The sequence below is a fragment of the Mesorhizobium sp. SEMIA396 genome, assembly GCF_024518615.1.
Lineage (GTDB): Bacteria > Pseudomonadota > Alphaproteobacteria > Rhizobiales > Rhizobiaceae > Mesorhizobium.
The window spans coordinates 12405-28594 of the sequence record NZ_JANIFC010000019.1 but is presented as its reverse complement, the minus strand read 5'-3'; the positions used below and the strand labels follow the sequence as shown (position 1 = coordinate 28594).

Genomic DNA, 16190 nt, shown 5'->3' with positions numbered 1-16190 from the left:
CCAGAGAGCTGCTACTCTCTTCCGCTGTTCATTCTGGCCTCTTCGCAATGAATGTCATAAAATCACCTGTCGCAATTAATGGTTTTTGATTTGGCTCCAACAGCTGGCAGATATCGCCGAGAGTTCCGCAGAGAGCGTCGAAAGTTTTGGCCGCCTTCTTCCGCAGCCGCGCCTTGAGTTTTGAGCAGACCTGTCTTGATCGGGTTGAGATCGGGCGAGCATGGCGGCAGGATCAGGAGCCAGTGCCCCTTTGGCCAACCAGTGGGCGGCGCGTACCTTGCCGACAATCTGGGGTTCCGAACCCGACAGTTGGTTTTCAACCCGACAGTGGCCCGCCTCAGAGCAGGCTACCGCCCTTCGGAGCAGGCAGAAGCTAATCGAGGTTCGCGGGTTCCGGTTTGAATGTGCAGGTCGCTGCGCGCCTGATCTTTCGGTCTGGCGGCACATGACAAAAACCCTCATTTTGGCCGACGATACCCGGTCAGGAGCGGGTATCGCAGTCGAGAAGCGACCCGAGCACGTCCACAAGATGTGCCGAGTTTGCAAGGTGTGTCATTGTTTCTGTCAACGTTCGAGCGACAGCGCACGACGAAACGTCTGGCATACGCCTCGTCTGGCACGCGCCTCGCATATGTTGCAGTTGCTGCTGGAGATCAGGCGATCGAGTGGGCCTTGCAATTTTCCGATTTTGATGCGCCTAAAGTCTCGTGTACAAATCAGGCTGGCGTGAATGGCCTGCCTAAGTTGCGACTTATTACAAAGGAATGGATATGGCGACTGGAACGGTGAAGTGGTTCAACAGCACGAAGGGTTTTGGTTTTATTCAGCCTGACAACGGCGGTCAGGATGTCTTTGTCCACATTTCCGCTGTTGAACGAGCGGGCCTGTCGACCCTTAATGAGGGCCAGAAGATCAACTACGAGGTGGAACAGGATCGCCGCACGGGAAAGTCCTCTGCAGGCAGCCTCAGCAAGGCTGGCTAACGGTCCGGGAAAGCCTTGACAAGGTTCGTCATCGCCGGAACGCATTGACGGCTCGAAACCCGGGCCGGAGCATGCAAGTTAATGCCGCGGCAGGGATTGCTGGAGCCATCATGAATTACTCTGGAAATGAGGCTCTTGGACGGGAAAGGCGGGGCTCATCCCCGCCCTTTGATTCCGCGCAGATTGGGCCTACGGCTGCTGCGCGTCCGAACGACTGTTGATACGGATTTAGGCTGCGACCTTCTTGCGGGTCCGTTTCGCCGGCGCCGTGGCTGGGGCTTCCGGCTCTTTCGGTTTGCGGCCGAGTCCCATGGTCTTGGCCAAGGCGGAGCGCGCAGCGGCGTAATTCGGCGCCACCATGGGATAATCCGACGGCAGACCCCATTTGGCGCGATATTCGTCTGGGGTCAGACCATAGTGCGTCGCCAGATGGCGCTTTAGCGATTTGAATTTCTTGCCGTCTTCAAGGCTAATGATGTAGTCCGGTTCGATCGACTTTTTGATCGGGACAGCAGGTTTTTTTACAGGCACAGGCTCTTCTGCCGGTATGAGTCCAGCCGTGCCGTTTAGAGCCCCGTGCACTTGGGCGATCAGGGCAGGAAGCTCCCCCGCCGGGACGGGGTTGTTGGAGACGTAGGCTGATACAACATCGGCAGTGAGCTCGATGAGGATGTCGGTCTTGTGGGGTTCTTCTGTCATAAACTTCTCCGGGCAGCTTGAAACACAGTTGGGCGAAGTGTCGCTACATAGTGGCGGTTGCCGCTGAAAGCAAATGGATCGACGGGTGCGCTGCTCCTCCACCATTGAAGTCTCGGCGACGCATCCCGTCATCGTCCATCGCTAAAGGCAGCGTATTGAATTATGGGAGCGGTCGCGCCCGCCCCACCATAGCGATACAGCAAGACAATCAAAAAAGCCGGTCTTTGCTTGGCCCCAAATCTTTTCTCCTTTCGTGAACGCTGAGCTGCCAAGCTGCTACAGTTCACCTCGCGGGGCAACCGTGCACAACACAGGAGTCGCCCGAGCGATACATTCTTCACTTGCCGCTTATCAGCGCTGGTGATTGCACTTTGCAGCCTGCATCCGGACCCGCAGCGCTCACGCTGTTGGTTTTGCGCCTGCAGGCGTCGGAAGTCGGATCGCCGCAGCTAATTTCCTCAGGCGGACGAATTCAACAAATCGATTGTTTGGATCGAAGGCATCCACACCATCGATGCCTCTAGAATATGATCCAGCTACAATCACCGTGCTGTAATGGCAGGGACGGCCAGCACAAGCGCGACACGATCCGGCGGGTCCATCGCTGCGTTACGTATTCATGGCTACTGCATCGGGCGCTCGGTCGACCGCCTTAAGCCAGGTCGCCGCATTGCGAGACGGTGACCGGCGAGGGAGAGGGCGCTCTGGCAACGAAGCGAGGCGGGTGGCCTTGCGGGTGGCCGCGTGATGTCATCCGGCTCTCCTGCCGATCTCTGCCGGCCAGATCTGGAGCAACTGTTTTGCATAGATATGGCTCTCTTCAGGGGGCCATCTATGATGGGAGCCGAGCGCGTGTTCGAGCCGGGGAACAGGCTGCGCATGCACTGTGCCCACCTATTGCGATCGTGCTAACCTTGGTTGTTCGGACTTGCCGTTAAAGGCAAGCGACAGATTGAAGTTATGCTGCACCATCTGATTGCCTGGCTCGTTTTCGAGAGCTCGCCGATACAGGGCCTGTGCCGCGTCATGCCGCCCCTCAATGTCCAAAATCACGCCCTTCGCATTCAATGCACGTACGTTTCCTGGGGCTGCAACCAAGACGCTGTCGAGCACCTCAACCGCTTCGTGCGGGCGCTTCTGGCCCACCAAGGCATTTGTAAGTCGTATCGCCGCATCAACATTGTCCGGGTGCTGCTTCACCTCATCCCGCAAAGCCCGCTCTTGAACATCCTGACCAACTTCGCGCAAAATGCGTTCGCGCATAGCCGGATCGATTTGATCGGCGCTGAGCAACTCGGGGGAAGATGTCTCCTGCACGGAAAGAGCCGGCTTTTGCCAGCTGGCGCAACCGCCCAAAGGCAGAATGGCGAGTACGGCAAAAAGAAGTGAGTTCCGGCGCAGAAACATAGGCGATGGAGAAACTGTATTACTATTCATGTTATCTCTCAGTTATCGGGGAGGCGCGTGGCGTTCAGTTAGGAAAGGTGGGACTACTCTAACAATCCGCTGTTCGATCCGTGCGGGAGTGTGACGGATCCTGCGGGGCGAATTGTAAAGTCGGAGGCGAGGTCTTGATAAGACAGCACGGCGAGATCAACCCCGTTTCGCGTCAGAAAGCCGCGGACGAAACGTCGGACATCCATCGACGTCAACAGAATAGGGCGGGTTTGACCCGGTTCTGCGTTCGAAAGGACCTGACGTATCTGTGATAGCATCGCTTCGCTTTGCCGATCCTCCAGTGCGAGATAGGGGCCTGCATCCGAATCTCGAACCGCGCCACGCATCACATCCTCGCTCTCGCGCTCGACGACCAGGGCGGACACTATGCCCTCCGTGTTGGCATGGCGGTGGCAGATCTGTCGCTTCAAACCAGAACGGACATATTCCGTCAGCAGGGCAACGTTTTGCTCACGCTCGCTCCATTCGGCCAATGCCTCCAACACGAGACGGGTGTGGCGGATTGGGATACCTTCCTCCAGGAGGCGGCGCAGAACATCGGCAATCCGAGGAATCGGCGTCGTGCGTAGCACCTCTTTCACAAGCTCAGAATATTCCTGCTCCATTCGGCCCAGGAAATGTCGGGTCTCTTGGATGCCCACCAATCGCGGTGCGTAGCGGGTCAACGCTGCATGGACGCGCAAGGCGAGGAGTTCGCCGGGAGCCCTATGCTCCGTGCCGGCGCCCGTAAGGGCCTTTGCAGGGGTATGTTCAACCGGGAGTCTGTCCGTTTTCGGCTCACGTCTAAGGGGGACACCGCTCGAGTCGACGTGCGCTACATCGGCTCGGAGCGCCATCTGGTTTGGATCTAAGGCGTCCTGTTCGACTGGCACGCCCTCGACATCAATTCGGAATTGCGATGCAGGCAGCTGCTCGTCAACCAAGACAGGGATGCGAGGAACGATAATGCCCAGATCGGCTGTGACCAGGAGCGAAACGCGCCCAATATGTTTTTGCAATTCGGCTTGATCGACCGCCTGCATAAGATCTGGCGCTAGAAAAAATGCGATCGGGAATTCCTTCGCAGGCGCGGCTTGCTTAGGCTCCGCTGCAGTTCCACCTTTCGCATCGGCAGTGCCGGCGCCCAGCACATCAGCCTTGACAATGCTTACCGCAGCGAACACTGCGGCCAGCATCAGAAAGACGGGGAGGGGAAACCCAGGAACGAACCCCATTACAACCAGGACGCCGGCCGCCAGTCGCAAGGCTCGAGTGCTGGCCGTGAGCTGACTGACCATTTCTGTACCGAGGTTGATCCTCGCCGTCCCAGTCACACGGGTGACGATGGTCGCCGCAGTAATGGAGAGCAGAAGGGCCGGAATCTGCGATATCAATGCATCGCCTATCGTCAGCAGAGTGTAGTGATGCAGTACCTCGCCGAAGGACATGCCCTTGGAGAGCAGGCCGATCGAAATTCCACCCAGCATGTTGATGCAGATAACCACCAGCCCGGCGATGGAATCGCCCTTCACAAATTTCATCGCGCCGTCCATCGCGCCATAGAGTTGGCTTTCCTTCTCCAATTCGGCGCGCCGCCGGCGGGATTCGTTGGCATCGATGTGGCCGTTGCGTAGCTCTGCGTCGACCGCCATTTGCTTGCCCGGCAGAGCATCCAGCGTGAAACGCGCCGCCACTTCTGCCACCCGTTCGGCACCCTTCGCGAGGACCATGAATTGCACCATGGTGACGACCAGAAATATGACGAAACCCACCACGATATTGCCTGAAATGACGAAATCGCCAAAAGTATGAATAATGCTGCCGGCCTCCCCCTCGGCCAGAATCAGTCGCGTCGTTGCGACCGTGAGCGCGAGACGGAATACAGTGGAAATCAAAATAACGCCGGGCAAAGAGGAAAAATCAAGTGGAGTACTGACATACAGGGCAACCATCATCAGCAGTATGGCCAACCCCATATTGAATCCTATCAGGGCGTCGACCACCACGACCGGGATAGGCATGACCATCATCGCGACAGCCAGAAGCAGCATCAACGCAACCATTAAATCCGGGCTGGCCGGCGCACGCTTGATGAAGTCACGCAGGACGTTGGCCATCGAGACACCTTTGCAATCGGTTGAGACTTACTCTGCTGTTACGCCATGAAACGTGGCTTTCGAACTCCGAAGGCGCCTCAGCCTTGGCCAGCGCGTGACCCTGCATGAGAGCCACAAGCAGGCGCGAAATGGCTGGGCAGCAAATGTTTCCAACGCAGCCAGCTTGTCAGCACCGAGCGCGGCAGGATGTTTGGCTGGCCATAGAGTGCTGCTTGATGGGGCCTGCGAGCTTTCAATATTGGAGAGCAGCAATGCGGCCATTCCTGCTCAGCAGCACACGGCTGTCCTCAATACGTTCGACCACCCATCCATCAGCCAAAATGGCGCCGACAAAATACTTCTCGCTGTCGATGACAATATATGGTTGGACCCCATGCCACACAGCTTCGACCGCGATTGCGGATGGCGCCTTCTCCTCTTTGATGAGCACTCCGTTCACCAGTGTTAGAGTACCCTTGGTGCGACGATCGAACGATTGCTGAAGCTTCTGCCAGCTGATGACCGATTCAGACGTGACGGTGCCTTCGGCGGTCACAACACCCTTTGCCGACCCAATCTTGACGTCGAGAAGACCCGCTCGATCGACTTCCTCCTGCAGCTCTTGGGCCGCTGCCTCCGTAAGTTCATTGTCAGCGCGGTGACTGATCGTTCTGGACGCGACTTCAGCCCGAAGTGAATTGGGGCTCGATCCACTTGCATTGCCAAGATAGGAGATCGTGCCTGAAAGCGCGCCGATCCCGAGTGAGCTGATTATGACCATGGCGAGCACACCGATCGGTAGGCGCGGTATGCCGGTCGAACCAGGCGGCTCTGCATCCTGCACGGACAAAGCAATGGACATCTCGCCTACGAGCAGGACGACAGGAAGGGGCACAACAACGGACTGGCCTGCGGCGATATTCCGGTTGCCCTCGATACTGATTCCGGGTGCAAGCGCCTCCAGTTCGATCGACTTGCCAAGAAGAGTTACACGAAGGTGATGCGGTGCCAGTCCCTGCTCGACAAAGACCAAATCGGCATCGAAGCCGCTGCCGATTAAACACTTTTGAAGATCCGTCTTGCCGGTCAGACCGCAATAGTGCCCCGAACGCACTTCGAAACGGAGGGAAACGGCGTCATCCACAGAGCATCTCTCAAACAGGATAGAAGCCGCATGGCAATTGCCATGCGGCTCATTTCGGGACTACGTCGCGTCAATAAGGAGACGCGCTAAGGGGCAGTCTAAAACCCGCCTCCGACATTACGAAACGCGTTCGTCGGCGGCCTTCTTGATGGTCTGGAGATTGGTCGTTAGAGTGCGCAACTGGACACTCCTTTTCGTCGCCTCCAAGCTAACATTGGTTAGTTCCTGCACTTGCGCCTGAAAAGCAGTAGCATCAGCTCCGCTTGTATTGCCGGGAGTGCCACTGTTAGTTTTATCGGTATTGCCGGCGCTACTGGTATTGGTATTGCCTGATTTTTTATTATTATCAACTGCAGCCATGATCATTCCTTTTTCTGTTGGAGTTGTGCCGTCAATAACGGCCTGTATGACCTCACGCCGGATTTTCCCGCGTCAGGCATCTTCTGTGTCATCCAAAGCTTCATCGGCCTCAGCCATCGCATCGTTCGCGAATTGGAACGCGAACGATCGCAGGATACTTTGGAAGGCTTCACTTTGTGCTGCAGACTGTGAGTTGTCTTGAAGTTGATCATTTGAAACGGTCCGGTTATCCGCCCGATCGTTCCCGCCAGCTGCCTTGCCATCATTCCCACCAGCTGGCTTGCCATCATTGCCATCAGCCGGCTTGCCATCACCAGAATGCTCGGATTTCGAATCCCCATGGCCCTTTCGGATCAAGGAAGTCCCGAGGTTGCCAACTCCACTCCCAATTGCTGCTATCATCAGGTACTCCGGCATTTGCCATTGGCGGCGACGTGTTAAAGGTTAACCTCGATCAAGCTAAGGGCGGGAGCTTTCGAGAACCTGACGGCTTTTGACAAAAACCGGCCAGCGCAAAAACCGTATGCTCTGCAGGATGTTGCTCTCGCATCGAACAGTCGACCACGATCTCGGCTGTTCGGCCAATCCCGCCGTCCACGCATGCCGCGACCGAATGGCAGCCGCAGCAGCTGGTTTGCATCTCGATGCTGTGGTGTCGAACAGGAGGCACGGTCCACGTGCTGCATGACCGCAATGACCGTATTCTTGCTGGCTCCACGGGCGCACGCAACGAGCAGGAACTCGGTCTTTGCATCACCATTCTCTCGCCTGCACATCACGGCCCGGCGCGGTGAGCTCATTGGCCTCGAGAAGGTCGGCGACCGTACGAACATGGGATGGTCTGCCGGCTTTGGGAGGCCGGTGCGGATCCTCTTCTCACCATATCGAAAGCTTGAAGCGGTCGGATTTTCTTGCCCTGTTCGTGAGAACTCCCATCGTCAGCTAATCGTCAGCCAAGCGGTCTATCTAGGCCGGCCGTGCCTGACCTTCGGATCCAAAGGTCCCGTCTCGACACTTTTTGTAACTATAGATCGAAATGGTTTCCCGCGCGATACGCAACGCACACGCTTCTCTGAAGCAAATGTGTGACTTTGTCGGTGGCGAACGAGAGGAGTGACGCATCAATAAAATCGTCAGGCACGTGTCTAGGAAGGGGAGCTGGCCGAGTTGGTCTGATTTCATTCGCTGTTCCTGGAAATCGGCGGACTGAAGCGCTGATAATCTCAGGACATCGATGGCAACGTTGCGAAAGTCCTGTGAGCTCGGGCCAATCTTGGCCTGCTACTGAGAAGCACTTTGGCGGGAACATTACGCCGTCGCGGGTCTGGCTGACCGTGACGTTAACCGAAAGATGCCGCTGGTCTCGTCAGCCGCCAGCACAATAGCAGCACATTCTCGCCTACTACGGAGACGCAATATGAAGGGCATTGGCCGACCACGGAAATCGCAGGCTGAAACTGGAGCCAGCCGCGCGGGGCGGGCGAGCAGTTCCCTTTCGCAATCAAGTCTTGCTGCGGGAGAAGGTGGACAGTCATTCGATTCCGTTGTGGAGCAGATGCGCTCTGGGGACGCCGATAGGAGGCCCTCCTCCCTTCCAGTTGCGCGCGGTCCAGGCGATGCCCGCGAAAGTCTGCCAGGCGCCTCGATTGGCGAAGATCAAATCCTGAACACACCGCCACGTGGAGCCGCTGCGCCACCACGCGGAACCGTAGCGCCACGTGGCGCAGCCGCAAGGCGGCGCGGTTCTCCCTCCATGTCTGAGGGCGAAGCCATGGCGCCGGTCGGTAGCCAACTATCAACCGCGCAGGTGGAAGGCACCAGCTCATCGTCAAATGAAGATATCAGTCCGACACAGCTCAGAATGAACAGTCTTGTTCAACAACTGACTGATTGCGAGGCTGCGGCCAGGAAAACCGACGTTCCCGAGGAGGCGGTGGAGCTGATCAGTCGGGTCGTCGGTGCAGCCTCAGCAATTCTGGAGTACCGCGCTAGCCTGCCTGCGGCTGAGGCGCAGACAATTATGCCAGACGACAAGGTGCGTAGATGTTGCCAGATCGTGTGCGACGCCGCGAATGAAGTAGACCAACTTGGCCTGTCGACGATCACGAAATTGGACGAAAAGACCAAGATAGCGGCAGGTATGGTCGATAGACTCTACTCCTACTCCCAGGCGGACCGGCAGGAGCTGTTGATTTTAAATGTGGAGAACCACCATACGGCGGCAATTAAGTGGTGGGAAAAAAAGGCATGGCGCTCCGAACGACAGCGATCCGCCTGCGCTGCCACCGCTAGCCTATCCAGTGGAACGCCCGTGATGCGGGAAGCCGAGCGGTGCGCACTGCGGCTGCGTGCCGGCTCGGTACTGAGTGTCAGGATCTGGCTGGTCCGTGAGCGGATCGGTCTTGCGCGGGCCAAGATTGAACTGCGGGCGAGCAGGTTCGAGCCAGATTTGAAGGAACTCCTCGTCGGTCGAAATGGAGTGGTGCAGCTGATGGCAAGCGCCGCTCAAGAAGCTCTTCGCGCCCTCTCTTTGGCGAAGGGCATAATGGATGGCAAAACACTCAACGCTCATGATTGCGCGGTTGTAGAAAAAATCATGGAGCGGCTTTCGGATTTTGGATTGGCGTTGCACGAGGTGCATACCAAGCTAAGCCATACCTACCCAGATGCCGGCCTCCCATTGAAACTGTTCGAACGGATCGTGGACGATGCATGGATCACTGCGCACGATGCCATGCACTTGTTGAACCTGCAGTCTCCGCCGTCAGCCATCATGGCGCCACAGGCCCAGGCGGGCGCTGCGATGCCGGCCAGGGCAGGCGCTGCGATACCGGCTGACACTGCTGGTACGGCTGCAGTGTCAGAAGGCACTACAGCGCGAAGGAAAGGGAAGTCAAAGCATAAGTCGGCAGCTCGCGCCGGGACTTCTGCCGCCGGGCAGCCATCAACACCAGTCGCTTCGAACGCCGGCACAGTGCCAGCAGCCAAGGTTCTCGCGCGCTCGGATCAAGTTGCGAGTACACAGGTGAGAGCGCAAGAGGTGGCTGCGAGTTCGTCGGGGGCAGGCTCGACAATCGGGGGCGCCGCGTTGTCAATGGAGGTATTGACGGAGCGGCTCAAACGATTGGACGAACTTTTGCAGTTCGATCTGGCCGGTCAGCAAAGCGTCGTCTCCCAAGTGCGCCAGATGAAGCCTGAGGAGGCCGGTAAGGTCGTGGACGATGTGGCCCAGTACCTGCGAGCCCAGGCCATTGAGATGCAAACCTGTCTCGCCGGGTTGCACGGGCGTAATGTACGCCTGCTACTCACCTCCACCCAGCTACCCAAAGTGCACGAACGCACAGACCAGCTCAAAGGGTTGCTGAACATGGTGCTGGGACAGGCCAACGCATTGAATGAAGGAAAAGCCGGCATTACGACTGATTGCATGAAGACCTACGCATTTCCGGCGCAAAAATACCTGGAACATTTGTGCAATGCCGACGAATTGATGCCGCCGGAGGCACCGGTCGCGCTGCGTGGCGAGCCAGGAAAGCTGTTTGAGATGAAGCTGCAGCCCAAGATGCTGGTCAATGGTGCGATGCCGAGCCCGATGTGGGTGCACATCCACACGAGTCGCCCCGTCTTGGCCAGAAACTTAGAAGGGCTGGCTGATTCCGAATTCACCGCTTGCCACGTTAAATCCAACGAACAGCGCGGCTACAATCGAGAGCGAGAGGAAGCCGATGCTAGGTCCGGTCGCGAGAAGGTCATAATTCATCGCGGCAAACTCACCCCCGCTTTCTGTAAGTCTTTGTTGACCTCGGGGCTTGGCCGCCAACCACGCAATTCGCGTGCCGAGCTCCCGTCGGCGCAGGCTGCATGACAGGGCACGTACTTTGGGGTCTAGGGCAGAATGCGGCCGGCCACGCTGTGAGTCAGCGAGCATTTCTCCTGGCCAAACCGCGAATGCCGCTGCGCGAGTTGCGGTCCGGCGATTGGAGTCGATCGGCTACCGTCAGGGCCGATTTGCGATGTCGCGTTACCTGCTGTTGACGTGGCGGCGTATCTTGCCTCCCATCCAACTTATCGCCGAGATCGCGCCGCCAAGATCGAGGCGGAAGGTCTTCCTGCGAGCGCGGAGCAGGCATAGCCGATCCGATCGGGATCGGCGCATCGCAACGACCCAACGGTGTGGTGGAGAAAATTGGATTCGGGAGAGCTCGTATCCAAGAGGCGGAGTTCCGGCCCGAATACAATCCGCTCGCAAGCACCCACGATGCGCATCCGCAGTTTATTGTCTGGGAGATGGGCTGGATTGCTCGGCGGCGCTGGCGCTAAGGCGGGGCTGTCGCCGGACAATTAGCATTCACTGCCAACAGCCTTGCAACCGTCACCAGTTGCAAGGCTCGGCGGCGGGTCGACAAATCACATGAAATCGTCGTCGGACCCGCTATCGCTGCTGTCGCTGTCCTCGGTTTTGTGGAGATAGAGTGGAGGTTTGCCTGCACGCTGCCACTCACCGGCACTGTTCTTCGTCCATTTGTCGGGATGCTGCGTAGGGTCAAGCACCAGGTCGCCATGATCCACTTCAACAAACCCCATCGTCTGCGCGCGCGCTTGTGCTTCCGGATTAGCCGCACGCCAATTCAGCAACGGTCGGTCGCCGTCTATCCGAAGTTGATGCTCCAGCAGAATATCGCCCGCATTTTCGACGAGCGGATGGGCGACTTGAAGATCCACTATGGAAGTGACCTCAGTTCGACCAGGAAATTGTTCCCGCCAACTTTCCGATTCGAACTCGTTCATGCTGAATCCGCCTTCCATTCTCAGCAGTCCGGCACTCCGGTCTCCCAATTGGTAACTGAAATATCGCGCGTGCTCCGTATCTCGACGGATGCCATATTGCTGAGCAACGTCCGCGGTGCGCCTGGCTCGTGACGATACGAACTCTGAATACTCTTGAGGATTGTCGGCGATGTGCGTGATTTCATCACCATGAAATTGCCTCACCTGTCTCCTGAAGGAAGTCCTGTTGATCTCCACCACAGGAGGTCGGGAATTGAGGGAGTATGCTTGGGGAGCCGCCGATGATGAGGCGCCGCTACCTTCCGATCCGGATAAGTGCATTCGGGCAAATGTGTCCGCGAACCCTTCGCTTCCTGCATCCGCTTGCTCGCCGGCATTATGCGCGCGGTAACTATCGGATGAGCCACCAATTCGACCATACATGACGATTCGTACTCCTATGTTTCGCAACCGAGCTCAAGTTAGCACGGCTGTTCAACATAGGGCGCTTAGTTGACGACTAGCTGACGAGGGCATTCCAACGGCTGCACCAATCAAATCCGTACTGCCGGCCTCAAAACCTCGGACTGCGCCACGCACCGGCCAGCAGAGGCTGCAAGGTCATGCCCGGAGGACTTGCCGTAGTTGCTGGGTGGCAGATCCGAGGGGAGTGATTGCCCCAGGCCCGCGGTTGCGCGGTTGGCCTGACAGAGACACTGGGGCACGGATGGCCAGCCGACATTTGCCACTAGCATGGAGCCAGGTCAGTTTTGAACTGGCAGTCGTGGACTTCCAATGACTAGGCCAAGCCTGCGGCAAAGAATGCTTTCGCGACAGGCTGGAAATATTGCATAGGAACCGCGTGGCCGAGTTTTGTAGTGCCTATCAGCTGACGCGCTAAGACATGGTCATGGACGATCGTCAGGCGTAGTGCCCGCGCCTCGCTCAACACATGTGAAACGCGCTCACCTTCGGCACGGCAAACTAAGAACGGCACCCCGGTTTCACCGCGAACGTAACGCAGACCGATCAGGACCGCCCTTCCTGTTAAGACCAGCGTGGCGCGTTGCACGCCAAGCGCAGGCTCGTCGGCCGCCTCCTCGCGGATGCGACGCTGTTCACCTTTCAACTCTGGCGCTCCTTGCTGATCCTTCGACTCGCGCGTCACTTCGGTATTGGTCATGCGCATTTCGCGCAGATACAACGCGCGCTGGAGCAGGAGATCGATCAGTCCGCCGACCAGCAGTGCGCCGGCGCCAATTCCCATCAGCAATTTTGTCTCCATAAAGATGAGGCCAACACAGCCCATGCCGCAGATCGGCAGAGGGACCATTGTCTTCCACATCCCGAGAAGGACAATGGAAAAGGTTGCGCTGAGAACCAATACCTTGAACATGGTCTTGCAGACTTCGACCATGGAACGAGCAGACCCCAAGCGCTTCAGCCCTTCAAAGGGGTCAATTTTCTTAAAGCTGAGCTTCATCGGCTCCAGAGAGAAGACAAATCCACCATTGGCTAGCAGGCTGGCCAAAATCACCGCGGCGACGAGGGTTCCAAGCAGCGGGCCAACAGCCGCGACGGTGAGTTGGACGAGCACAACCAATGCCTGCGGCACCGCGGTATCGAAAGGTAGGCTCTGCAACTTGGTGGCTAATAGGAGCGCTTCCCGGCATTTGTCCTCGATCACGCTGCCTCTTAGCCAAAGGTAGCCGAGCCCAGCGCAAGTCCCGACCGCGCGGACGAAATCGGAGCTACGTGGCAGCTGTCCTTTTTTGCGCGCTTCACTTAACTTCTTCGGGCTGGCGGCGTGTGTCTTCTCTTCACTTGTGTCGCTCATGGCAGCAATTTGTCGAACCACTCCAGCACGCCGTTGGCACGTGTGACCTCCAGTTTCATGCTCTCCACCAGATAGGCAGCGTAGGTGACCATGAGAACTGGAAAGACAATGTTCTTGATTGCCGGAGACAGTTGGCTCGCCTTAAATTGCGGGGCAAAGCGACGCAGCAGCATCATCGATATATCAATCAGTATCAGGAAGAACACGACAGGCCCCGATACCAATAATGCCGTGCGCATTATGCTGTCGAGAAGCCCCAACAACTCCATTGCTCCTGGCCCGCTCAGTGTCGGGTGAAACTGATACACCGGCCAGATCAAGTAGCTGCGGTACAGGACACTGATCAAAGTTTCCAGGCCTCCTGATCCGACGAATATGGCAATCGCAGTGATCCCCAGAAAAACGCCCATCGCGGAAGCCTGACTGTTCGTCGCGGGATCGGCCGAAGCGGTCGGGCTGCTGATGCCGCGTTGGTTGTCGATAAGCTCCCCGGCAGCCTGAAGGCCCCAAAGCGGAATGCCAAGAAAAGTGCCAAGGAGTACACCGACAAAAACTTCCTTGAATCCGAGCAGGGTTAGCTGGATCAGGCGTGTATCAGGATCCAGCGCCGGCAATCCGCCACTGACATGTGCCAGGCATGGTAGTGCGAAGCCAACAGCCAAACAGCCCCGGATCAGCCCACTGATCTGCGAGCGTGTGAATACGGGAAAGATCAGCATGATGCCCATCGCGCGGGCTGCCCCAAGACCTGCCGCAACGACGAGTTCGAGAGCCGTCTGGATCAGAATTTGAATATCGGCCGATGGCGCGTCCATGGGGCGGACTAGTAGCTAAGTGTCATTGCGGGAAACTCGGTGAAGATCTGATCGGCTAGCTCTATGAGCGGGGCGCTTAGCACAGGAGCAAACAGCCCAATCACCGCGACAACGACCAGAAGCTTCACGGTGAGCGGCAAGCTTTCATCCTGGATCTGCGTCGCCGCCTGGAGGATGCCGATGACGAGGCCGACAACCACTGATGCAATGAGCGGCGGTAGAATCCAGATCATGAAAACCACCAGTGATTGGCTCATAAGAGTAATGATGCTGGATTCAGTGATGATCAGCCTCCCGGTAACGTATAACTCAGCACAAGCCCATGCATCAATTTTGACCAACCATCAATGGCAACAAACAAGAAGATCTTGAACGGGACAGATATAACAGTTGGTGAGACCATCGACATGCCCATCGCCATCAAGATAGTTGTCACTATCAGATCTATAACAATAAAAGGCAGATAAAGTAGAAACCCTATCTCAAATCCACGCTTCAATTCCGATAGCAAGAAAGATGGTACAAGTATTGCAAAGTCATCAGGCGTGGCTGCAGCGTGCATTTCCTCTGGCCAGACCTTTTCTGTCGAAGATAGGAAAAATCGCCGCTGCTCTTCATTTGTGAATTTCTTGAGATGCTCGCGCAAGGGCTCACTTCCGGCTTTAGCGGCGCTTACCCAGTCGTCGAATGTCTGATAGTGGAGCTTGGGATCCGACATGCGGTCATAGGTCTGCTCAGCAACGGGCGCACTAACGAACATAGTGAGGATCATCGCCGCGGCGTACAGCACCACATTGGGTGGTATGGTCTGGGTCCCGAGCGCATTGCGGACGAGGAAAAGAACAATTGATACCTTTACAAAGGCCGTTGTCGTGGCAACTGCTAAAACCAGCAGACCGAGTCCGGCGGTAACCGCAAGAAGCGCCAGGATTGTCGGCTGAGCTTCACTCATTGCATGCAAACCCGCCACGCAGCCTGATGCCCAGCTCTTCTCCGATGCGGACAATGTCGCCACGCCCGATACGCTGACCATTGGCCACTATGTCGACCGGGCCGTCGATCGGCCATCCAAGTTCAAAAATATGCCCTTCGCCGGCACTTCTTAATTCCCCAAGAGAAATAGGCCAGCGGCCGCATTCAAAGACAAGCACGATCTCGACATCGTCGAGATCCTTAGTAAGCTCCAGTTGCGATCCGGGTTGTGTCATATGCGCACTCTCCAAAGGACACGGTCGCGGGCGGAAAGGCCCCCGCAAGATTAATTCATCGCCGTCAAGATCCGCCTCGGCGCACAACTGGCCGACAGCTAGGGTGATCTGGCCGCGGCCGAACGGCGCAATATCGGGCAACAATGCATCACCGACACATGCGCTTCGAAGAAGCGCCGCAGGAAGGCGAAGCGTGCCGACCTCTCCTGCAACAATGAGCGGGAGCTCTGGAGGCAGCCCGCCCAGCTGCCGCGGCAACTGGGCAAGCAGTTCGCCTAGCGCGCGAAACGCAGGCGGTACTAAGCCGTCAAGTGGCGTGAACAGGAATAGACGGCCCTTGCCCTTGACCGCGCCGAAAATGATGTCGAGTTCAAGATGAGGAGCCAGCATCGTGGCTTCGCATACCCGCACGAGTTGCACGTTCAGACGCGTCGTCTCCTCCAGTCGAGTGACAAGCGGCTCCAGAGCGAGTTCGAGAATTAGCGAAGCAGTTGGCTCGGAAGGGAAGGCCAAGCCGTTCTGCACTGTCGTGATGAACTCCTCTACGAGCGGGCGCGACAGTGACAAGATGACCGTTTCGGCTCCCACTCTCCAGACGCAGTCAAGCATCGGAATGGCAGCAGGTTCCTGCTGCCAGACAAGCCCTGCCGTTCGCACCGATAGCGGCACCTCGTTGATCCGGCTTTGAAACGGCGTGCGCGGCGCTGCTGTATCATTGAGCCACGAGACAACCGTGTGGGACAGTTTCAGAACTGGTTCGAACATGGCGGGTGTGACCGCAGCGCCTATCAAAGACTGCACGGTCGTGTCATTCGGACGACCTCTTGCGACCGTCGGATCCGGT

General features: G+C 57.3%; 14 protein-coding genes. 2 read left to right on the top strand and 12 right to left on the bottom strand.

Translation table 11 applies throughout. The features are described from left to right. Window positions 1-770 precede the first annotated feature (770 nt). Window positions 771-983, top strand: a complete 213-nt coding sequence (locus tag NP503_RS31515) for a cold-shock protein (protein WP_008874821.1) — start codon at window positions 771-773, stop codon at window positions 981-983. A 228-nt stretch (window positions 984-1211) separates the two neighbouring features. Here the strand turns inward: NP503_RS31515 and NP503_RS31510 are convergent, their stop codons facing one another. The 6 genes from NP503_RS31510 to NP503_RS31485 form a co-directional block, all read right to left on the bottom strand. Continuing rightward, window positions 1212-1682, bottom strand: coding sequence for a MucR family transcriptional regulator (locus tag NP503_RS31510; protein WP_024505385.1), 471 nt, complete (start codon window positions 1680-1682; stop codon window positions 1212-1214). 894 nt (window positions 1683-2576) lie between these two features. Further along, window positions 2577-3119 carry a tetratricopeptide repeat protein gene (locus tag NP503_RS31505; protein WP_082826568.1) on the bottom strand — a complete coding sequence of 181 codons (543 nt, stop codon included), beginning with the start codon at window positions 3117-3119 and terminating at the stop codon, window positions 2577-2579. A 53-nt stretch (window positions 3120-3172) separates the two neighbouring features. Further along, on the bottom strand, window positions 3173-5236 hold the full coding sequence (gene sctV / locus NP503_RS31500; RefSeq protein ID WP_127270994.1) for a type III secretion system export apparatus subunit SctV: 2064 nt from the start codon (window positions 5234-5236) through the stop codon (window positions 3173-3175). A gap of 232 nt (window positions 5237-5468) precedes the next feature. Next, on the bottom strand, window positions 5469-6359 hold the full coding sequence (locus tag NP503_RS31495; protein WP_127248571.1) for a hypothetical protein: 891 nt from the start codon (window positions 6357-6359) through the stop codon (window positions 5469-5471). Between the two features lie 117 nt (window positions 6360-6476). Next, on the bottom strand, window positions 6477-6719 hold the full coding sequence (locus NP503_RS31490) for a nodulation protein NopA (protein ID WP_224570034.1): 243 nt from the start codon (window positions 6717-6719) through the stop codon (window positions 6477-6479). A gap of 72 nt (window positions 6720-6791) precedes the next feature. After that, complete coding sequence (locus tag NP503_RS31485) at window positions 6792-7121, bottom strand: hypothetical protein (RefSeq protein ID WP_081714433.1); 330 nt, start codon at window positions 7119-7121, stop codon at window positions 6792-6794. A gap of 1351 nt (window positions 7122-8472) precedes the next feature. Here NP503_RS31485 and NP503_RS31480 point away from each other — a divergent pair. Next, window positions 8473-10584, top strand: coding sequence for a hypothetical protein (locus NP503_RS31480; RefSeq protein WP_236383459.1), 2112 nt, complete (start codon window positions 8473-8475; stop codon window positions 10582-10584). Window positions 10585-11126: 542 nt separating this feature from the next. Here NP503_RS31480 and NP503_RS31475 read toward each other — a convergent pair. The 6 genes from NP503_RS31475 to sctQ form a co-directional block, all read right to left on the bottom strand. Then, window positions 11127-11930, bottom strand: coding sequence for an Effector protein NopP (locus NP503_RS31475; protein WP_127268422.1), 804 nt, complete (start codon window positions 11928-11930; stop codon window positions 11127-11129). Window positions 11931-12285: 355 nt separating this feature from the next. Further along, window positions 12286-13323 carry an EscU/YscU/HrcU family type III secretion system export apparatus switch protein gene (locus NP503_RS31470; protein ID WP_127268423.1) on the bottom strand — a complete coding sequence of 346 codons (1038 nt, stop codon included), beginning with the start codon at window positions 13321-13323 and terminating at the stop codon, window positions 12286-12288. Then, window positions 13320-14138 (bottom strand): type III secretion system export apparatus subunit SctT, encoded by an 819-nt coding sequence (sctT, locus tag NP503_RS31465; protein WP_024505376.1) that lies wholly within the window; start codon window positions 14136-14138, stop codon window positions 13320-13322. The genes NP503_RS31470 and sctT overlap by 4 nt, the downstream gene beginning before the upstream one ends. Before the next feature lie 8 nt (window positions 14139-14146). Further along, the gene (locus NP503_RS31460) at window positions 14147-14395 is read right to left on the bottom strand and encodes an EscS/YscS/HrcS family type III secretion system export apparatus protein (RefSeq protein ID WP_081714428.1); all 249 of its coding nucleotides are present in this window, start codon (window positions 14393-14395) and stop codon (window positions 14147-14149) included. 29 nt (window positions 14396-14424) lie between these two features. Further along, window positions 14425-15090, bottom strand: coding sequence for a type III secretion system export apparatus subunit SctR (gene sctR, locus NP503_RS31455; RefSeq protein ID WP_029354851.1), 666 nt, complete (start codon window positions 15088-15090; stop codon window positions 14425-14427). Next, window positions 15083-16111, bottom strand: coding sequence for a type III secretion system cytoplasmic ring protein SctQ (gene sctQ / locus NP503_RS31450; protein ID WP_095769044.1), 1029 nt, complete (start codon window positions 16109-16111; stop codon window positions 15083-15085). The genes sctR and sctQ overlap by 8 nt, the downstream gene beginning before the upstream one ends. Between the last annotated feature and the right edge of the window lie 79 nt (window positions 16112-16190).